The sequence below is a fragment of the Candidatus Neomarinimicrobiota bacterium genome (genome assembly GCA_034716895.1).
In the GTDB taxonomy this organism is placed as follows: Bacteria; Fidelibacterota; UBA8477; order UBA8477; family JABMPR01; genus JABMPR01.
Genome location: JAYEKW010000010.1, coordinates 1 through 21,745, shown reverse-complemented (window position 1 = coordinate 21,745; position 21,745 = coordinate 1). Strand labels below are relative to the sequence as shown.

The 21,745-nt window shown below is 44.9% G+C and carries 13 protein-coding genes; 7 read left to right on the top strand and 6 right to left on the bottom strand.

Features of this window, described 5'->3' with window-relative positions; translation table 11 throughout:
- Positions 1-318 precede the first annotated feature (318 nt).
- The 3 genes from hslV to argF all read left to right on the top strand — a co-directional run bounded on the left by hslV (position 319) and on the right by argF (position 3,471).
- Positions 319-858: an ATP-dependent protease subunit HslV gene (gene hslV / locus U9Q77_00800; protein ID MEA3285900.1), complete on the top strand. Its 540-nt coding sequence runs from the start codon at positions 319-321 to the stop codon at positions 856-858.
- Between the two features lie 15 nt (positions 859-873).
- On the top strand, positions 874-2,217 hold the full coding sequence (gene hslU / locus U9Q77_00795; GenBank protein ID MEA3285899.1) for an ATP-dependent protease ATPase subunit HslU: 1,344 nt from the start codon (positions 874-876) through the stop codon (positions 2,215-2,217).
- Positions 2,218-2,535: 318 nt separating this feature from the next.
- Positions 2,536-3,471: an ornithine carbamoyltransferase gene (argF, locus tag U9Q77_00790; GenBank protein MEA3285898.1), complete on the top strand. Its 936-nt coding sequence runs from the start codon at positions 2,536-2,538 to the stop codon at positions 3,469-3,471.
- 73 nt (positions 3,472-3,544) lie between these two features.
- On the opposite strand, the gene U9Q77_00785 is transcribed toward argF, so the two are convergent.
- From U9Q77_00785 to U9Q77_00760, 6 genes are all read right to left on the bottom strand, one after another.
- A complete protein-coding gene (locus U9Q77_00785) occupies positions 3,545-4,534 on the bottom strand; it encodes a hypothetical protein (GenBank protein MEA3285897.1) in 990 nt (329 codons plus the stop codon).
- A gap of 290 nt (positions 4,535-4,824) precedes the next feature.
- Positions 4,825-5,865 (bottom strand): KamA family radical SAM protein, encoded by a 1,041-nt coding sequence (locus tag U9Q77_00780; GenBank protein MEA3285896.1) that lies wholly within the window; start codon positions 5,863-5,865, stop codon positions 4,825-4,827.
- Between the two features lie 72 nt (positions 5,866-5,937).
- Positions 5,938-7,950, bottom strand: a complete 2,013-nt coding sequence (locus U9Q77_00775) for a 4Fe-4S dicluster domain-containing protein (protein ID MEA3285895.1) — start codon at positions 7,948-7,950, stop codon at positions 5,938-5,940.
- Between the two features lie 5 nt (positions 7,951-7,955).
- Positions 7,956-8,441, bottom strand: coding sequence for a flavin reductase family protein (locus tag U9Q77_00770; protein MEA3285894.1), 486 nt, complete (start codon positions 8,439-8,441; stop codon positions 7,956-7,958).
- 219 nt (positions 8,442-8,660) lie between these two features.
- Positions 8,661-9,116, bottom strand: a complete 456-nt coding sequence (locus U9Q77_00765; protein ID MEA3285893.1) for a hypothetical protein — start codon at positions 9,114-9,116, stop codon at positions 8,661-8,663.
- Positions 9,116-10,699: a glucose-6-phosphate isomerase gene (locus U9Q77_00760; protein MEA3285892.1), complete on the bottom strand. Its 1,584-nt coding sequence runs from the start codon at positions 10,697-10,699 to the stop codon at positions 9,116-9,118. The genes U9Q77_00765 and U9Q77_00760 overlap by 1 nt, the downstream gene beginning before the upstream one ends.
- Before the next feature lie 1,641 nt (positions 10,700-12,340).
- Between U9Q77_00760 and U9Q77_00755 the strand changes: the two genes are divergently transcribed.
- The 4 genes from U9Q77_00755 to U9Q77_00740 all read left to right on the top strand — a co-directional run.
- Complete coding sequence (locus tag U9Q77_00755) at positions 12,341-12,643, top strand: hypothetical protein (GenBank protein MEA3285891.1); 303 nt, start codon at positions 12,341-12,343, stop codon at positions 12,641-12,643.
- 5 nt (positions 12,644-12,648) lie between these two features.
- The gene (locus tag U9Q77_00750; protein MEA3285890.1) at positions 12,649-13,146 is read left to right on the top strand and encodes a hypothetical protein; all 498 of its coding nucleotides are present in this window, start codon (positions 12,649-12,651) and stop codon (positions 13,144-13,146) included.
- A gap of 86 nt (positions 13,147-13,232) precedes the next feature.
- Entirely contained in the window at positions 13,233-14,996 is a 1,764-nt protein-coding gene (locus U9Q77_00745; protein MEA3285889.1) for a DUF11 domain-containing protein, read from the top strand.
- 65 nt (positions 14,997-15,061) lie between these two features.
- On the top strand, positions 15,062-21,745 hold a 6,684-nt coding region (locus tag U9Q77_00740), incomplete at its 3' end, for an OmpA family protein (protein ID MEA3285888.1).

Here is a 21,745-nt window from a genome sequence, read left to right as displayed (position 1 = left end):
GGTGACTTAGTGGCTATGAATTATTCAGGCTAAGGCACTATGTTCTAGAAAATCCCTGAATGGCTCTTTGAGCCTTTGCTTGTCCGGCGTAGCTCGTCCAGCGAAGATGGATGTCTTCGTGGCAAAAGAGCTTACACTGCTGCGAGGTGATGACTCCTGATGCATACGGCTATCTCAGGCCAGTTTAATAGATCGACCCCCCCCAGATCTTGATGAACTCTATTTCCGAAAATGATTGCTGAGTCTAGCTAAAAATATATATTCAGCGGCTTTGATGAAAATGGCGCGATGTAGTGATAAAATGAGGTACGTATGAACATGTTTCCCGATCTCCACGCAACTACGATACTGGGAGTCAGCCACAACGGTAAAGTTGCTCTGGGCGGTGATGGCCAGGTAACCTTTGGCGATACTGTGATGAAACACGGAGCCGTTAAGATTAGGTCTATTTATGACGGTGAAGTGCTGGCGGGTTTTGCCGGTTCAGCAGCTGATGCCTTCGCCCTGTTTGAGAAATTTGAAGCGAAACTGGAAGAATTCAGTGGTGATCTGGTGCGAGCCGCCGTAGAACTCGCCAAAGATTGGCGCATGGATAAAATGCTGCGAAACCTGGAAGCTATGTTGGTGGTGATGGATCTGGATCATGGTCTGATCATCTCCGGGAATGGAGATGTAGTAGAATCCGATGATGGAGTGTTATCCATTGGTTCCGGGAGTCCCTATGCCATTGCAGCCGCCCGCGCATTTATTGCCAGTGGCAAAAGATCTCCTAAGGAAATTGTACGTCAAGCGCTGGAGATCACAGCAGACATCTGTATCTATACCAATAAAAATATTAATATTCTAGAATTGAAATAAGAGATCAGTCAACCCATGAGCAAGTTTTCACTCACACCTAAAGAGATCGTCCAGGAACTGGATAAATATATCATTGGACAGGACGGGGCTAAGAAATCAGTAGCGATCGCCCTACGAAATCGCTGGAGACGTCAGCAGGTTACAACCGATATCCGAGATGAGATCGTTCCCAATAACATCATCATGATCGGCTCTACAGGTGTTGGCAAAACCGAGATCGCCCGTCGCCTGTCCAACCTGGTCCAGGCTCCCTTTGTTAAAGTGGAAGCCTCAAAATTCACTGAAGTAGGTTATGTGGGTCGCGATGTGGACTCCATGATTCGTGATCTGGTTGATAATAGCTATAATATTGTCAAGGCAGAACAGGAAATCATTGTCCGGGAAAAGGCCATTGATCTGGCCAATGATCGCATTATGGATTTGCTGTTGCCGCCCTTGGTCAATCCTGAAAAAGATTCAACAGATTTTCAGCGTTATCAGTCCACTCGAGAAAAAATGTCGGTCAAGTTGATGTCAGGTGACTTTGAAGACCGGAATGTTGAACTCAAAGTTCAGGAAGATGTGACTGCGCCCATGATGCAGATCTTTGGACCCATGGGTATGGATGATATGGGTATGAATCTTCAGGACATGCTGGGTAATGTGATGCCCAAAAAGAAGAAGATCCGTAGTCTCAGTGTAACAGAAGCTCGTATCATTTTGATCGAAGAAGAATCCCAAAAGTTGATCGATGAAGAAAAAGTTCAGCATGAAGCTATTTACCGGGCTGAACAGGATGGGATCGTCTTTATTGATGAGATCGACAAGATCGCCGGTGAGCGTCACGGTGGCGGACCTGATGTATCTCGGCAGGGTGTTCAGCGGGATATTCTGCCCATTGTTGAAGGCAGCACCGTTAAAACCAAGTATGGCACTTTAGTGACAGACCATATTTTATTTATTGCAGCCGGTGCCTTTCACATGTCAAAACCATCAGATCTGATCCCGGAACTGCAGGGACGTTTCCCCATCCGTGTTGAGCTTGAAAATCTGACTGAAGAAGATTTTATTTTGATCCTTACTCAGCCAAAATCTGCCTTATTGAAACAGTACAAAGCTCTGGTGGGTGCCGAGGATGTTAAGATCACCTTTAACAAGGATGCCATCGCTGAAATTGCCCGGGTGGCTTTTGAGGTCAATGAAAGCATAGAGAATATTGGTGCCAGACGTTTGCATACCATTATGAGCAGATTGCTGGAAGAAACTCTTTATGATCTTCCCAATAGTGCCACCAAAACTATTAAAGTGACCAAAACCATGGTAACTAAGACCTTTAAAGAGACCATGGCTGATCAGGATCTGAGTAAATATATTTTATGATGAAGCTTTGATTAATGACCAACAACTGCCTGGAATATATACCCATTACTCAAACCAGACTCCGTCTCTATGGCGGAGTTTTTTTATGCCCATGATAGCCACAAACCCACAAAGACTCAAAGTGAAACCATTCATTATGGAGCTCATTATACCTCGGTACCGGGTTATCGATGCAACTGGTGAAAATGTTGCAGAGTTACCAATCTCTGAGAAGGCGGATTATGGGATGAACCAGAACACTAATTCTTTGTGCTGCGGGGTGTCTTAGTGACTTTGTGGCATGAAAAAAATATCCACAGAGATGAATGAGGAGGTTAAATGAAGCGAGATTTTTTAGCGGTAACTGATTTTAGCAAGGAAGAGATCTATGAAACTTTCCGGATAGCGAAGCAATTAAAGGCTGATGTAAAAGCTGGTAAAACACATCATTATTTTGCCAATCAGACCATGTCCATGGTATTTGCCAAACCCTCACTGCGGACCCGGGTCAGTTTTGAGACCGGAATGGCTCAATTTGGTGGACACGCATTATATCTGGGTCCCGATGATATCAGTATCGGAAAACGCGAATCTGTGAAGGATATTGCACAAGTGATCTCACGTTACAACGATTGGATTATGGCTCGACTTTTTAAACATGAACACATCGTGGAGTTTGCCAGGTATGCTTCTGTACCGGTGATCAATGGTTTAACGGATTATAATCACCCCTGCCAGATCATGGCCGATATGCTCACCATTCATGAGCATCATGGAACGGTTGAAGGTCAAAAAGTGGTTTTTATTGGAGATGGTAATAATGTTTGTAATTCCTTTCTAAACTTTGCATCTGTTGTGCCGTATCACTTTGTATTGGCTGCTCCGGAGGGGTATGATCCTGATCCCGAGACTCTGGCAAGAGCTAAGGCTGCCGATTTAAGTACCATTGAAATTATTCGTGATCCTTTCGAGGCAGTACAGGATGCAGATGTGTTGTATACGGATGTGTGGACTTCAATGGGTCAGGAAGATGAACGTCGTAAGCGGTTGAATGATTTCCAGGAATTTCAGATTAATGATGAGTTAGTGCGCCATGCTAAGTCTGATGCTCTCGTTATGCATTGCTTGCCAGCTCATTATGGTGAAGAAATTACAGAAGAAACTCTTGACGGTCCTCACTCAGTGGTGTTTGATGAGGCTGAGAACCGGATGCATGCGCAGAAAGCAGTGATGGTCATGCTGGCTAATTCAGCTGGGGCAGATATACAGATCTAGCTGATTACCGAGATATATTAACAAAAAGAGGCTCTGCATGCAGAGCCTCTTTTTGTTTGCTTTTCTTCTTAATTTATTGAGTTCTAAATGTAGTGTCATCCGAGTAAACATTGATCTCACCTGCTGTTTGTGAATAACCAGCCACAAACCACCAGTAGCGTGTGTTGGCACTTAGAGCAGTTGCCCCGGAACTTGGGTAGGTAATGCTCACTGTATTGGCAGTGGTGGCCTCAATTTCCGTGTCCCATATATCACCTGTATTGGAGGATGTCCTTACAATAATGCGATATTTTTCTGCCTGGGAAACATTCTGCCATTCAAAGGTGGGTGTGAGTGAAGTACCTTGAACATCATCGATGGGTCTGATGAGGGTGGGGACTTCTAAAGGGGTATCAGAAACGACAATGGTTGGATCGCTGGCTTTGTGACCCAGATCATAGGCAACCAGTTTATAGTGATAAGTTCTCCCAGGAGTTACTGCTTCATCGATGAAAAAAATACTGGTAACAGAATCAAGCAGTGATTCATCATCCGGCAAAAATATGGGCGTAACATCTGATCTGAATATTTTATAATATGCAAAATCAGTTTCAGAATTAGCCAACCAGGTCAACTCAATATTCACTTCAAAGTCATCAGGGATATTGTGGGCGGCAATCTCAAGACCAGTTGGTGTGTCAGGTGATAACAGATTCAGGGGGGTCAGACTAACTTCGTTTGAGAAGGGACTTTCATTATCACTATCATCCTTGGCTGTGACCTTGTAAGTGTATTCGATAGTATAATCCAGACCGGTGTCCAAATAAAATAATTCAGTGATAGTGACTACTTCGCTAAAGCTTCCTGTGCCGGAATCTCTATAAATATGATAGCTGACAACATCATCATCAGCCGGTGCCTCCCAACTGATATAGATCTGACCATCTCCAGAGAGATTGGCATTATAAGCCAGGTTTAAAGGGGCTCCCGGGGCTGTTGTGTCATCTTCTTCAGGGTCGCTGCAAGTCCACATGAACAATCCCAGCAGTATTGATAAAAGGATAACCAGGTAACGTTTTGTCATAATTGTCTCCATTTAATTGGTTCGGTTAATTTAAGAACGATAGGTAAAAATCAAGCGCAATTAAATTTAGTAGAGACACAATGCATTGTGTCTCTACGCCGTGAAATCATAGTCAGTATTGACGAAACCGCAAAAAGTATCTGAGAATTCATAAAATGTACCCTAAAACCATTAAATACAACCACATATAGTGAATATGCCTAAATCCTTATATATCAACACTTTGCGTCATTTCGACAGGCTCAATGCAACGCTCTGCGCGCTCGCGAGAGGGACTTTTTGCGAGGGCGTCAGTATTGATTTTGCAAAGGAACTTTACCCAGGCCGCCGGGGCGATCCAGGACATAGTGGGGGAGGGCATACCCGGGGATCTCGCCCTGTAGTTTTTTGAGGAGGGCTAGTCCTCGTTGAATTGGAACACGCAGATGAGCGGTTCCCAGAACCAGATCAGCCTGATGGAGGTAGTAGGGTTTGACTTTGATCTCCAGCAGACCCATAAAGAGCTTCCGAAGCGTTGCAACTGAATCATTCACGCCGCGTAACAGGACGCTTTGGTTGAGAAAGGGGATTCCTATCTGAATCCAGGTGTGGATGTACTCTCGGGAGGTTTCGGTGATCTCATGGGGATGATTGAAATGCGCAGATATCCACACCGGCTTATTGAGATCAGCAATGAATTTTCCAAGTTCCGGTGTAAGCCTGAAGGGATTGGCTACTGGCAGGCGAGTATGGATGCGGATCAGACGCAGGTGTTTGATTCCTGCCAATCTTGCAAGGATCGATTCTAAAGCACGATCACCTAAGGTGAGCGGGTCGCCGCCGGTGAGGATGACCTCCTCGATCTCGGTGTGTGTTTCTATGTAATTGTAAGCCTCTTGTAGATCTTCCTCACTAGAGGTGTGGGCAGTGTTGCCCACCAAGCGCTTCCGGAAACAGAAACGACAATAGACTGCGCATTGGGTCGTTGGCAACAGTAGAACCCGATTGGGATAGCGATGAATGAGGGCTGCCAATGGCCTCGACCCGCGGAGGGGCTTTTCGTCGCCAATGGGATCGTCCAGTTCATCAGGATGGATCTGCAGTTCAAGAGGATCTGGTATGATCTGGCGGTAGATCGGATCTGAATCATTGAACTCTCGGATCAGACTGAAATAGTAGGGGGTGACGCCCATCCGGTAATTCGTGATCAATTCATTGAATTGTTCAGGGTTGAATGCCGGGGAATGACCTGAGGTAGATATCCAATTATTTAGAGTATGAATATCCTTACAGGAATGGGCCTGCTGCCATTGCCAGTTGGTCCATTTTGGATCAGCAGGGTCAAAATTCATATATTAGAATTTCGTTAACCGAGTTGTAGAGACGCAATGCATTGCGTCTCTACTATGATTGTGAATCGTTTATTATTCTTCGATCGCATCTGCCAGATATTGGGCAATATCCCTGCTTTTGGTGGATGTATCCAGGTCTTCAGCCATGATCCCATCGTTGATCATGGTGGCACAGAAAGGACAGGCTGTGGCAACCTCATCCGGTTTGACCGCCTTAACATCCTCCATACGCTCAACATTGATCGTCTTTTCGCCCAGGGTCTCCTCCAGCCACATACGACCGCCACCGGCACCGCAACATAAGCCTTCAGCTCCAGAGCGTGGAAGTTCTTCCATGCTAACACCAGGTATGGCGCCCAGTACATCCCGGGGAGCATCATAAATATCATTGTGTCGGCCTAAATAGCAGGAATCATGGTAGCTTATCTTGGCATTGTTCTGCTTTGCAGGGGTCAATCTACCTTGCTTAACCAGGTCGTCCAGGAATTCTGTATGATGGATAACCTCATAGTTCTTACCAAGGGCCTGATAGTCATTCTTGAGAGCATTCAAACAGTGAGGGCACTGGGTGATAATCTTCTTAACCTTATAATTATCAAAGGTATCGATGTTTTGTTGGGCCAGCATTTGAAACAAATACTCATTACCCAGTCGGCGGGCGGAATCACCTGTACAGGTCTCTTCCGTCCCCAGTATGGCATAATCAATACCAGCTTTGTTCAGTAGCTTGACCATGGCCTTTGAGACCTCCTGGCCGCGGGCATCGTAAGCACCGGCACAGCCGACCCAATAAAGATATTCAGCTTCTCTCTTGTCACGCATGAGGGGTACAGGCAGATCCCCTATCCACTTTTCACGATCCTGACCTGATTGTCCCCAGGGATTACCATTGACTTCCAGGTTTTTAAAAGTGGTGACAGCTTCTTTCGGAAACTTACTTTCCATCATGACCAGATCCTGTCGGACACGCAGAATATCGACCATGGGTTCGTTGGCTACTGGGCATACTTCCACACAATAACCGCAACTGGTACAAGACCAGATCGCATCTTCAGTTAGCATCCATTCTGCCAGGCGATCTTTGGATTCTTCACCACTGGCCAGCTCATTAATGTGATCCCGAATGTAATAGCGCTTGTTGACTTCTATTGCTGCAGGTGAAAGTGGTTTCCCCGTGATATAAGCCGGGCAGGCATCCTGACAGCGATTACACATGATACAAGCATAGGCATCCAAAATACCTTTCTGGGGAAGATGCTCCAGCAGGGCTGCACCATATTGCTCCAGCGACTCGTCTTCAAAATCAATTGATTCGAATGAAGCTGCTGTCATGGACTGGTCCCTGATCATATGATTCAATGGTCCCATAAATAGATGGGCGTGTTTGGTTGTGGGAAAGTAGGGGATGAAGGCCAGGATCAAGCCAATGGCCAGCCACCATGCAAAATGTTCAGCAACAACAAGTGTTTCAAGGCTCATACCCTGCCAAGCAAGTGACAATGCAGAAGCCGCCGGTTGATAAACATCAGCCTGGACTTGAGCCAATTCGAAAGAGGCTCCCAGGAACCGGAACCCCACATGGAAGAAGATGAAAAAGGCGACCAGGGCTGAATCCCGAAAGACACCACCTCGTGCTTTTTCATTAACCAGGATATTGTCATTAATATGTAGATCGGGATCATTCTGAATGAAGCGTCTCATTAGAAAATAGGTTACTCCCGCCATAACAATCAAACTGAATATATCCACAAATAGGCGATAAAAACCACCCAACATGGAATCAGGCAGGAGATGAAAACCCGGGATCAAGCCGTAAAGAATATCGAAAAAATTTACCAGCATGTAGAGAATGAAACCCCAGGCTACACCAGTATGTATTACGGTAACAAACAGTCGCGTTTTAAATAGAGGTGTTCCCAGGAAAGCTAAAATACCGCTGGGGATATTTTTGAACATCACCAACCAATCGATGGGCTTGGAACCGCGTGAAATGATCTTGAACATGTTACCGAATGTGATCCGGGTGGCTCCCAATGAGCCAAGTAAGACCAGTAAAAAGATTGCTTTTTCCCAACCTGTGAGCATAAGAATTACCCTCCGTAGTGCCAGCCAGTCTCAGAAAGACACATGGCTTGCTCTTCTTCTTTATTGATACCAGTATCGATGATTTGGGATATGATCACATGATGATCGCCTTCTTCGATAATGGTTTTGACCTGACACGCGAGCCACGCAGGGCTGGCATCCATGATTGCACCACCTGTTTCGTGCGGTGAAGCTGGGAATCCACCAAATTTTCCACCATCCCAGATGCCGGGTTTAAAAAAGGCACCGGCCAACCCTTTGTCACCTTTGTTTACCAGGCTTATCAGCAGGCTTTTATTGGAGCTGATAGCAGCGTATAAACGACTATCTGCTTTAACAGCCATGGTCACCAGTGGTGGATCGAAACTGGACTGGGTGAACCAGGTAACCGTGGCTCCCACTGTCTCATTACCGACACCTGATGATACGATGGCGACGTTATGATGAAGTAATCTTAAAGTATGCTTTTTTGCAGCTAAGTTGAACGGCATAATGAGGTTCCTTATATCAAATTCAGGACTAATCCAGCAGATCGATGACGTCAATTCCACAGCAATATGATTCGCAGTTTACACGCTGGAAAACAGGATAGACCACTTTTTTTCGAGCACTCTTCTCTATGCAAATATTACACCGAAAGAACAGGGATATCAGATACCTGAGAAAATTGGTCGTAGATAGGGGAGAACAGCTATGAGGGGCAAGTGATCTTAGTTTGATAAGTTTTGAGCGATGATAAATGCCTGTGTCAGTGTATCAGTATCTTCATCACGTAAGGCGTGTATTTGACCTTGCAGTCCGAGGTGCCAGTTCTTTTCAGGCCATTTCCTGAAGTGCAGCAGTTTTTTTGAAAAATTCGACATGTCGAACCAGTCGTTCTTATCCAGAATGATCCGCGGATCTATCTCGAAACGCCAGGGATAACATTCCTCGGGGTTCTTGCCCAAATTGACCCAAATCTGGGCAGAACCTTCCATGACAAAGGATTTAACAGCAACCATGCTGACCAGTTTCTGCACACCGGTAACATAGTAGAAAAATAGGTCATCCGGCTCGATCTGCAGCGCTTTTTTTCGATGACGTTTCTTCAGTCCCTGCTGTGTGAAGCCCAGTCGTGATGTAATATCAAGGTTTTGCTGCGATGAAATGATCAACCAGCCGGACATTAATCTGTCAGACCCACTCTGATGTTCTCAGGGTCAAAAAATGAGCCTTCAATTTCCAGGGGATGATTGGCAGCGTGATGACGCAGGATACTGAAAACAAGTGCTGTTTGATCCTGCAGGTTCAGGTGGACACAGATCTCTTCGATACTCAGGCTTTGCTCTGTATCAGATAGAAGGTCGAGGATTCGTTTTTTAGTCTCCAGGACAAAACCAGCTGCTTTTTTGCCGGCTTCAACACCGGGTTGGTGATAGGCATTGATATTGATCAGGGTTGCATAAAATCCCACTGCTCTTTCATACAGAGCGATCAGGCCACCGATGCTCTTGGGTGATAGATCAGCAATGGTGATGGTAATGGAATGGCGATCATTTTGTCGCAGAGCTGTTTGGGTTCCCTTGAAAAAACCAAAGAGATAGTCACCGCTGGTATGATTGTCATCCACGAGGATCGAATTGCCAGCACGGTCCTCCAGAACCTCGATAAAGGTCACGAAGAAATTATTCAAACCGTCACGCAGTTGTTGAACATAGGCATGTTGGTCAGTTGATCCCTTATTACCATAAACGGCAATTCCTTGTTGGATCTGTTGACCTTCCAAGTCCAGACTTTTCCCAAGGGATTCCATAATAAGCTGCTGGAGATAGCGGCTGAATAGGAGCAGGCGGTCTTTATAGGGCAGAATCACCATATCCTTGCTGCCTTTCCCGTCTCCCTGGATATACCAGACCAGGGCTAAAAGGGCTGCGGGATTATCAGTAAGTTCTTTTGATCTGGTCTGCTGATCCATGGTTTTTGCCCCTGACAGGAAAGTGTGGATATCCACTCCTGTGAGAGCTAGTGGCAATAATCCCACAGCTGACATGATGGAAGTGCGACCACCTACCCAATCCCACATGGGAAAAATGGATAACCAGTTCTCGCTCGTTGCAATTTTATAAAGCTGACTATCCTCACCTGTAATGGCAACAGCCTGCTTGGCAAAATCGAGTTTCTGTTGTTTGAACTGATGTTGGGTTTCCAGCATCCCGTTGCGGGTCTCAGCAGTTCCTCCTGATTTGGAGATAACAATGATCAGTGTTCGGGAAATTGACTCAGCCAGATTTGCGAGCGTTCGGTCAATCCCATCAGGATCAGTATTATCAAGGAAGTGGATCTGTAATCCATCATTCGTTCCAAGGGCATCAGTGATAAATTGAGGACCCAGTGCTGAACCACCGATTCCGATCACCAGAACATGGGTGAATGGTTGGCCGTGAGGTGATTGGACGGATCCACTTAAAATATTTGAAGCAAAACCGTTAATATCGGAAATAGTTTGGGTGATCTGCTCTCTGATCAAGTTGCTCGGAGCCAGGTCAGGGTTACGTAGCCAATAGTGACCGACCTGTCGGTTTTCATCTGGGTTGGCGATGGAACCACCCTCAAGTTCATCCATGGTGGCAAAGACATTATGAAATTCAGGTAACATTGAGTCGATCTGGTTTTTGGAAACACCGCTATCGCTGATATCCAGAAATAGACCCAATGACTCGTTAGAAAAAAGGTTTGTACGGTACTTTTGCCAATAGGTTGGAGTGTTCATATTCGATTATCCTTCTTGGATTATTAAGATGATCTATTCAAAGCCAATATATCAGAAGGGGCAAAGCGGGTGAAGCATAATCTTGAACAATATTTGGCGAAATGTCAGCTGATATTTCGGCGGAATTTAGACCCACGATCCCATCGATATTAAACTGGTCATGGATAGCCGTAAGAATCTATAGTTCTCATAGCGCGGAGAGTAAGCTCTTTTTACATGAAGGCGCATAATGGCTCAACTCCACTTAGTGTCTTAGTGCCTTGGTGGCTATTTCTGACAATATGTATTCGACTAACATGGGCCGCTTTAATAACCTGCATTATTCATGAATTATTGCCACGAAGACACTAAGTCACGAAAAGTATTAAAGTTATGAACAAGGTCATTTTAAACAGTATTATTTACATCTGTGAGTGATAATTTTTGATAAGCATATATTTTATTAAACTTTGTGTCTTGGTGACTTAGTGGCTATGAATTATTCAGGATAAGTGGCTCTGTCTCAAAGCATGACAAGATAGATTTTGTAAGGTAGATCGATGAAATATTTATGGAGTGATAACACTAAAATTTCAATTTAAAATGAATATCCCCCCATAGTTTTCACTGATGAGGGGACGTTAGCGAATGTTGGATCTTCGTGAAAGGACCATCTCACAGACCCTGTTTGACCGGCATGAACCAGCTGACAGGTATGTAAATATCCGATTACAAACTATATCTGCCAATAAGCATAATATGATATAAGCATCTAATAATAATAATGTGCTTCGGCTTCTGTCAAAGTCTTGCAAGTATCTGCAATGGCGAATTGAAAAGTGGATCTATGATAAAATGAAGTGGTCCGTTTATTTCTGGGGAAATGAACAGGTCATGGAAAGCGAAAATAAAAATCTGGATCGTAGAAAATACTAAATGTGGTAAAAAATGGGACCTTAACAAGAGTATGGGGCAAGATATAGTTGTTTGAGAAATTGGGGATTGAAGTATAAAAACATCTGAAGAAAACACGATTGTGGTCAAAATGGGACGACGAAGCACATGAATAATGATGATCGACTGCAGGCGGGTATTTTTGTAGCAGACCAAGAAAAGCACGCAGAAATGTATTTATTGATATACATGTGTATATTAAGAGATATATAAAGCAGGCATAATTATCCCAGTAAAAATTAGGATTACAACTTTGCAGAAAGAGAGTGGCCTGAGTTTTAGCGCAGTGCCTCGAAAGGGAAATTGCTGAAGAATCAGCAGGATGATATTCGATAAAATTGATAGCATTAAGCTGTCCCTGAATCAAAAGTGAGTGGTGTTGATTCCTCCGCAGAAGTGTTAAATTTTCAGAAAAAATGATATTAAAAATATTGGAATAATTTCATCGGGGTGGCGGAAAACCAGAAACGAAATGGGGCTGGTATTCTTGGTTAGATCCAGTTGCACTTAGACCCTGAAAACGGGCTTGCAAAACCAGTTGTAATAATAATATTCAAATACAGATGAAGGGTGTCAAGATTACCTGACAACCCATTTAGCTACCTCGCATCATGTAGAGCACTAAGCGCAGGATAACAGCAGTAGAAACAAAGACTAAGGTGGTGCAAAATGCATTGGCACAACCTTTGACTAATATATGGTGAATATATGAAAAGAATTTATAGAACATATCAGAACCAAATCAACACCGAGAGTAATCTGCTATTGCCAGTGATTATCGGTGTTGGAATCACCAATGAAAAATTATTGCACAAAGGGTCTTTTTCGGAGGATCCTTTTGTAACTTGTGAAGCGATCCCGTATCAAATCCTTGCTATGGGTAATACACAAAATATTAAGAACTCAAATGTGACATTTGTCACAGGAAAATCTCCCAAAGAACGTAACCAAAAAGCTGCCCGAAATCTGGGTGCAGAGCTAGATAAGATCCGGCTCAAAGGAAAGAGGTGAAATAAATGACGAGAGGTGCATTCGTTAATATTTCAAGAATCGCAATGATTGTCATCGTCAGCATTTCTGTTGTCGTTGCACAGGGAACTCCGAAGCTGAACATCCAAATTACGGACTCCAAGGTTAATCTTAGCAGTGCCGAAAAAATGGATGGATCCACCGTCAGTTATGGCCCCGGTGATACATTGCGTTATAGCATTGTCGCTTCAAATATTGGTGATGGATTAATGACCAGTACAGAGGTTGTGGATCCAATACCAGATGGTGTGACCTATGTCGCTGAGAGTGCTCTTGGTGAAGATGCGGAGATCAGTTTCTCTATCAACCAGGGGAGTACCTATATGTCCTGGCCGCCTTATTACACCGTGAGAAACTCCAAAGGTATCCTGGTCAAGCGTAAAGCTTCTCCGGATATGGTTAGCCATATTAAATGGGCCCTGACCCGCGACCTCAAACCTGAGGAAGCATCCGCTTTAGAATTTATGGTTGTGGTGAGCAAATGAATCTCGCCAATTATGATATCAATACTCCCGCTATGGGAATAGAAAATATGAAACAAACACAGAAGCAAATAAAAGGAGGGTTTAAAATGAAACCTACACGCTTCTTAACCATTGCGCTGATCCTTATTGGACTGGTGTCAATGTTGAACGCAGCAGGAACCCCTGCTGGTACAACAATCTCGAACCAGGCATTGGGAGCTTATGACGATGCAAATGGTAATGAGATTGCCGGCTCAACTGAAGGATATCTTGAGTCAAATACAGTTACCACTGAGGTAAGTCAGGTTGCTGGTGCAGCGCTGGGAAATGACCAGGACTTAAATGTCTCAGCCATGTCTCATGTGCTCTACGATGTGATCTTTACCAATACTGGTAACGGTGAAGACACCTTCTCCTTAGCATTGGGGAATATCACAGGTGGACAGGCAGATACCTACACCTACGAGATCTATTCGGATTTAAACAACGATGGTGCCATCAATGGTGCTGATGGAATCGTAAGTACTACAGGTGCTATAGCAGCAGATGCTTCCTATAATCTGCTGATCAAAGTTGCTGACACTACCGCAGCCGGTGCACCTGAGGGTGATGAAACTGCAGTTACCCTAACCGCAGTTTCTGGCTTTGACTCCGATTCAACTGATGCTGTTGTGCTGACAACCACTGTTCAGGCAGCGACTGTCACAGCTGAAATTACAGCTCATCATGATGGCAATCCTCAACCTGGTGACGTGATCACTTACGATATCTGTATCACGAACAACGGAACTGCAACTGCCTATAACCTGATCTTCACCAATCTGATTCCTACGAATACAACCTATTCAACTGGAACAATCAGAGAAGGAACAGGTGGTTGGACTTCGGGTACCGGGATCACAGATGCCTCAGATTCACCAACAGACGAAGGTGATTTTAACATCACAACTCCCAATACCATCACCGTGGATTTTGGAGATCTAGCCGGTGGTGGAAATATCTGTGTTTACTACAAAGTAACCATCGATGCAGGCATTCCTGAAGGTGATCCTATCACCAATGAGCCTGAGATCAATTTTGAGAACGAAGGTGGAACTCCTTATCCGCCAGTTGATCCAGAAAATGGTGCTGGTGGTGGTGGCGATATTGTTATCTCCGAAAGTTTTGGCGTTGATATTGCCTTTATCGGTGCGGTTGGCGAGGATTCCTTCACTGGCGATCCCGGTGACTCACTATTCTACCCCTTCACCGTAGAGAATCTGGGAAATGGTACTGACAACTTCAATTTGTCTGCCGCTTCTGACTATGTAGTCTGGACCTATTTTCTTGATAGTAATGATGATGGTGAACTTTCAGCGGCTGAATTGGCTGTTGGTGCAATTACTTCAACTGGCGATCTGGATCAGAATGAGGTTGGTAACTATGTAGCTGTTGGTGTGATTCCAGCCGGGACTCCCGATACTGATACAGATGCAACCACCTTCACCGCTACCTCACAGGGTGATGGCAGTGAGACAGATACAGACACTGCCGATGCAACCTGTACTGCTCCAGTACTGACCCTGGTCAAGAGCGTTTTACCCCCCGGTAATCAGCCTCCAGGAACCGTACTGACCTATACTGTCACGGTTGCCAATGGCGGCACAGGAACAGCCAGTACAGTGGTTGTATCTGATGCCATTCCAACCAATACGACCTACGTTGCCGAAAGTATGGTTATCGATGCTGATGACACCATTACTGATAGTGCTGGCGATAGTGACGGTGGTAAACTGTCTGGCGGTTCTGTTGTCTTCGAGTTCTCCACATTGGATGAAACTGGTGGCACAACAGACGAACATGTACTAAAATTCCAAGTAACCATCGACTAAGGATCTGTCAGGTTACTAGTGATTATTAGGTTTATAACCCTCCACACGATTCCCGTGAGCGGTAGATGAGACGATTTCTCGCCTTGATCTCCCTCATGGGAGCCGTGGTTTTTGGTCAGGTTCCAGTTGGTACCGAGATCACGAATGTCGCGCTGTCATCCTATCAGGATGCCAACGAAGCGACCTACGTGGACGAATCCAATCCGATCACAACGATCGTATCGGAAGGGTACCTTCTGGACATTGCCAAAATTGCAAGTGCCAATGTTGCGGCACCTGGCGAGAGTTTGACCTATACGATCACTGTTTCAAATACGGGTAACATTTCCCCTGATCCATTTACAATCACAGATACACTTAGCAGTGGTTTTGGTATTATTTCAAGTACACCCGCTGCTGAGATCTCCGGTCAAATCATCGTTTGGAATGTGGCAGGTATTGCTGCAGGTCAGACTCTGGAATTTGAACTGGAAATACTGGTGGATGCAAACTTTCCTGCTGATGAGGTGATCTCAAATATCGCCTGGTTGGCAGTTCAGGATGGTTTAGAGCTTTCCAGTAACTCTGCGGATGTAACCATCGGTGTCTTGTCAGACCTCACAATAACGAAGATGGTTAGCGAAGAGATCTCCAGCATTGGAGATACGGTTCACTATACCATTGATATCTATAACACCGGTAACATTCCTTCAACTGGTACTGTTGTATCAGATATATTGGCGGAACATGTGACTTTTGCTGGTGCTTCCCAGAATGGGGTGCTATCAGACGGTGTCGTGACCTGGTCTTTAGCTGATCTGGCAGTGGGAGACACAACTAGTCTTACACTGGATGTGATCATTGGTGAGACCATGCCTGCAAATGCAGATCTGGTTAATACCGTAACTGTCGAGAATGAGTTGGGTGCTTCAGCTGAAGCCTCAGCAAATTCAATGGCAAATCCCTGGATTCAAACCATTGTGAAATGGGCTGAGGATCTGGAGTATGGTTTTGAAGATACGATTGAGTTTGTCATCACAATTGACAATATCACATCAGATCCAGTTCACGCTATTAGTGTCCTGGATACGCTTCCAGCCCCACTTCAGTTCGTCTCTGCTTCACACGGTGGTGTCTTTGAAGACGGCATCATCAGTTGGAACCTGGGTACTCTGAATGCTGGAAATGTTATCAATCTGAATGTCATCACCACGGTTGGTTCTCTATTGGAGGCCAGACCGGAGATCACGAATAGAGCCTGGATAACTACTGTCAATGCTGGTAGTAGTTACAGTGATCACATTGTATCACTGGCTGCTTTCCCTGAATTACTTATGGATAAGCTGGCTCAAACAAGTGTTTTAGCAGGGGATTCACTGATTTACACATTCATCATGAGTAATATCGGAAACTCCATGGCCCACGATGTGGTTCTGAGAGATACACTCTCCTCGCACTTGGTCTATAGCTCTTCAACTCGTGATTTTGAATATGATGAGGCTTCACATAGTATTGTCTGGAATCTAGGCGAGCTAGCTTCAAATGGTACGGATACACTAAGACTGAGTACCTATGTTGCCTATCCGATCATCGACCAAACGGTTCTGGAAAACACTGCTTATCTATCATGTATAGAAGGGAGTAGTGTTGAATCAACAGTCATTACCGAGGTCCACTCCGCTCCAGGTCTTAAAATGGAGATCAGTGGAATCAACACGGTCATGGCAGGCGATACCATTGTCTATCAGATCGATTATCTGAATAACGGGACAGAGATTGCAACCGGTGTAGTACTACAGGATACGATCTCAACTCTGGTTGAATATCTTGAGGCAACAACCACACACACTTACGATGATGGAACGGGAATCATTCGTTGGGACCTGGAAGATCTGGCTCCTGGTGACTCAGGTTTTGTTAACATCACCGTTCGAGTGAGAGACGAGAGCAACTACATCGCTCAGATCTTTAATGGCGCTTTACTAACCTGTATTCAGGAAGCCGAAGAAGTGGCACAACACATTGCCGTTATTCGGGCTCCAATAATGAATATAAACCTCATCGGTGATACAACTTTCATTCTTGCCGGTGATATGATCCGTTATGACCTGTCTTTTAATAATACAGGAGATACAACCGCTACTAATGTCGTGGTTGTCGATTCACTACCCCGGGACCTTACATTTCTGAGTGCCACAAATAATGGTGTCTATGACTCAACCAGTCATTCCATCACCTGGTTTGTAGGTGATCTTGAACCTGTACAATTGGCTACTGTCAATGCGGCGAGTGCTCATGGACCAGCTGCTGTACGTCTGGATCAACGTTCCAACATTAGTGAGCTTGATACATCCTACATAGTAGATGTTCGGGTTAACTATCCTTTACCCAACGGAATGGAATTACCTAATACTGCTTATATCTATTCAGATGAGAATCTGCAGGCAAGTGCAACCTGGTTAGCTATTGTTGAAGCCAGCCCGGAATTTGTGTTTACCAAAACAGCAGACATCGAAGTATTTCCCGGTGATACCATTCACTATCAGCTGGATTATGCTAATTATGGTACGGACCATGCTAGTGGTGTGAGTATTCTGGATACGCTCGATTCACGGGTGGTTTTCTTGAATGCTACAGGAGATTACAGCTACGACGTAGCCTCCCATTCACTATCCTGGGATATTGGTGCTCTAAATGTTGAAGATGCCGGTAGTTTTCAGATCACAACCACAGTTGATGGTTTTCTGGAACATGGTGCCATGGTAGGTAATCGTGCCTGGCTTGTCTCCAACGAGGTAGAAGCTATTCCAGCCGAAGCGACAACAGCCAATATTCTACCTCTATCTGTTGTACTTGATGCGCAACCCAGAGTCATTCTTGGTAATGGCGCATCAACCTCAACCCTGGCTGCCCATGTGTATTCATTCCTGGGCAATCCAGTACCGGATGGGATCAATGTCAATTTTTACACTGACCACGGAACCATTCCGGATTCTGTTTTTAATGCACCTACCGTAGATGGTGTTGCTTTCAGCACCCTGGTCTCTGATACTGTTATTTTTGAGGCCGTTATATCCACACCCTACGCTAGAGCACTATATTCAGAAACTGAATACGCTTCCGATACCACCCAGGTTATCTTTATGATCGGTGCCTTTGATGGAACGATCTATAATTATGAAGGTATTCCACAGGAAGATGTCAGAGTTGAATTAAGAAGTGCTGCCACTGGTATCATTGCCGGCTATGACAGTACAAATGCATCAGGCTATTACCTGATCCCCATCTATCAGGACGATCTATACCAGATCATCTATACCCTGACAGGGGATGACGGAGTACCCTATGAAACGGTTCAAGAGATCACCATTGAAACTCCCCATGAGGGATCTTTGGTCACTAACCTCAATTCTGTCTCCGGTTGGATCTATGATGAGATCACCGGCGAGATCATTCCCGAGGATAGTATCCTGGTAATCGTTAACGGCACGCCAGACAGTACCGAAACTCTTGGTAAAATGGCTGGTGGTGAGTTCTGCGACTCTACCTTGACCGATACAACAGGGAGGTTCTTCTTTACGAACCTTCAACCTGGTGAGTATACCGTTCAAGTTGTGTACAATGGAATCAGCTCATACAGCGACGGTGCCATTGATGTGAACTTGAGCCAACCCGGTCTTTACGTGGTCAATGCCAATATTACTCTTAGAGAATCACCATTCTACATTTACAAGACTGTGGATCAGATCGAAGCCGCAGTAGGTGACACCCTTCATTATCGTATCAATATGGGAACTCAAGAAGGGGTAACATTTACTGATTCTGTCTATATCACAGATTTTCTCCCCGCTGGTCTGGATCTCATTGAAACATCGATTCTGACCGATGCCAATACCCATTATAATGGTCTGGATGTAATTACTAATCAGATACGCTTCAGCAGAAGTGATATTCAGGTTGGTGATTCATTACAGATAGATTTTGATGCCAGGATCACCATCGATGCCGGTTTGGGTTGGATTGAAAATAGAGTTCTGATCGCCAGTGCTGTCGACAGTACCTGGAGTGATCGGAATCCACTATCTTCAGCAAAGACCAAAATCATATTCCCATTCCTGAAAGTCACAAAACAGAGCAATCGTCGTGTGATCGAGATCGGGGATGTGATCACGTACACCGTGAAAATCACGAATACCAGTACGGATGATATTGTCCATGACTTTATTATTGAAGATGTGCTGCCCTACGGCTTCAAATATCGTAAGAATACGACCTATTGGAATGCAACCAAGCTGTCTGATCCAACTATTCAAGAAGCCGTTGGTAAACGTCTATCCATGACTTGGGCCATTAACGACACACTGCAGCCCGGTGATACCTATATCATGAAATATCGGATTATCGCCGGTATGATCAGTCAAGAAGGTGTCAATACCAATGAAGTTATGGCTCGCGGTCATACCTTGCTCGGATTTCCAGTGATCTCAAATCTGGCAACAGCCGATGTCATCCTGAAACCCGGTCTGTTCAGTGACCGTGGTTTGATCATCGGAAAAGTCTACTACGACCTGAATGGCAATCGGATTCATGATGAAAATGAAGCAACCGTTAAAAATGTTGAACTGATCATGGAAAATGGTGCCCGGATTCTCACCGATGAATATGGTAAATACAGTGTGCCTGATGTGGCCGCTGGCATACATGTTATTCGAGTCAATGAAAATACCCTGCCGGATCTTTCTGAAATAATTCTGGATTCACCAGATTACCTGGGTGATACTCAAAGTAAACTGGTTCGCGTAGCCGCTGCCGGTATTGCAAAAACCAATTTTGCCTTGCGTGAGATCGCGACTCCAGGAATTGTAACCGGTACCGTTTTCTACGATATGAACGGCAATGGGGTGCGGGATCCTGATGAAGATGTTCAGCCTGGTGTAATGCTTATCCTGAGTGATTCCACCCTGGTTATGACTGATAGTACAGGACAATTCTTATTTGCCAAAACTCCGCTGGGTGATCTCCATCTCAGCGTTGATGAAAGCAGCCTGCCTTCTTATGGATCGCTTTTTGTACCGGATAGCTCAGTTGATTCTACTGGCTTATCCGCAAATATATGGAATATGACCCTTTTCTCTGGTGACAGTGTCAACCAGGATATTCCACTCCAAAAACTTGAGCTCTTCAGTGTCCTCAGCAAAGAAGCCACTCTCGAGATGAAAACTAAGATGCTCACAGAAGAATTTAGACTACTGGTCTATAAGCCATGGAGCATGCTGATCCGGGTCGGTTTTAGATCGGGTTCCGCCACCTTGCAAAGTGAGATCTTTGGAGAGCTGAAAAATATTGGCGACTTGATGAAGTGGCAGAAACAGATCAACCTGGACATCAACGGTCATACTGATAATGTACCATTGGCAAGCAGCGTCACCTTTGCTGACAACCAGGCTCTTTCTGAAGCCAGGGCTGAGGCAATCAGAACCTACCTGATCAATACCATGGGCATCAGTTCCGATCGGATCAAAGCCTTTGGTCATGGTGATACTTTAGAAATGGAAGACAATAATACTTCTGAAGGTCGCGCCCTGAACCGCCGCGTTGAGATGGTTTTCTACAATGCGTCCGAAGAAGATTCAGAATTCAACCAGCTTGAATTTATGTATAATATTGATTATACCGGTGAGGTTTCAGTTAGCGATGTTCGCTTCCATCAGTCATTACCACCCGGATTTATATACAAGACGGGTACTGCCCTGCTTGATTCAACCCATCTTGAGCCGATTTTACATGCCAGTGAGTCAGATGTGTGGAGTTTTGGAAACTGGAATGCCGCAAAACATACTGCCTTTGATATGGCTATGAAACCGGATGATTATGAGAAGGTTCAGAATAGTGGTATTGTATCAGCTTATCTTGACCTGGTTGATTCAGATGGAAATGTCATCGTAACAGATACACTCGAAACCCGGATATCCACCCTGGTCGAAACGCTTTCATTTAACATGATCCTTGAGGGAACTCAGTTTGATGTTGGATCAGCCGATCTGAAACCATCAGCCTATCCAAGTCTCAGGAAAATGGGTAAATTCCTGGCCTGGCAACCGGATATTGAAGTTGTTATCGAAGGCTTCACCGATAGTCGAGGTAGTCTTGAATTCAATATGCTGCTGTCTGATTGGCGTGCCATCAGTGTGAAGAATTTCCTGGTCGAGAACTATAATGTGAATCCTGATAATATTCATACCCACGGATTGGGTCCCCATTATCCAATCGGCGACAATGAGACCTGGTTAGGTCGAGCTGCCAATCGTCGAGTTGAAGTACTGGTGAATGCAGAAGTCGGCGAAGCTGCGCTGCTGGAACTTGATGTGATCAAGAAATCTTTGAAACGAACCATAGCTATTCCAGTTGATCCGCTGGAAACCATGAATCCTGATTCAGCACTTTCGATCCCGGCAGGACAGGCTTCAACCGTTCTGATGAACATGAGCTTCCCAGCTTTTCCAGGGGCAGATTCCATGGCAATTACGCTGGAACTACCCAATGATCTGGAGTATGTTGATGTTGCCGGTACCATGAAGTCATGGGGTCATGTGATCGAAGTTGACGCGTTGGAAACAGTACCATCGGTTCATATCAATGCACCCCAAGGAGTTACCGGGATCAGGGATCTTTTTCTAAGCGTACAGCTCTTTAAGAATGGTGTTCCGCTGTCCAGCATTATTGAGAGAGTATTGAAAGTAAATATTGAAGATGTGGATGCACTCCAAACT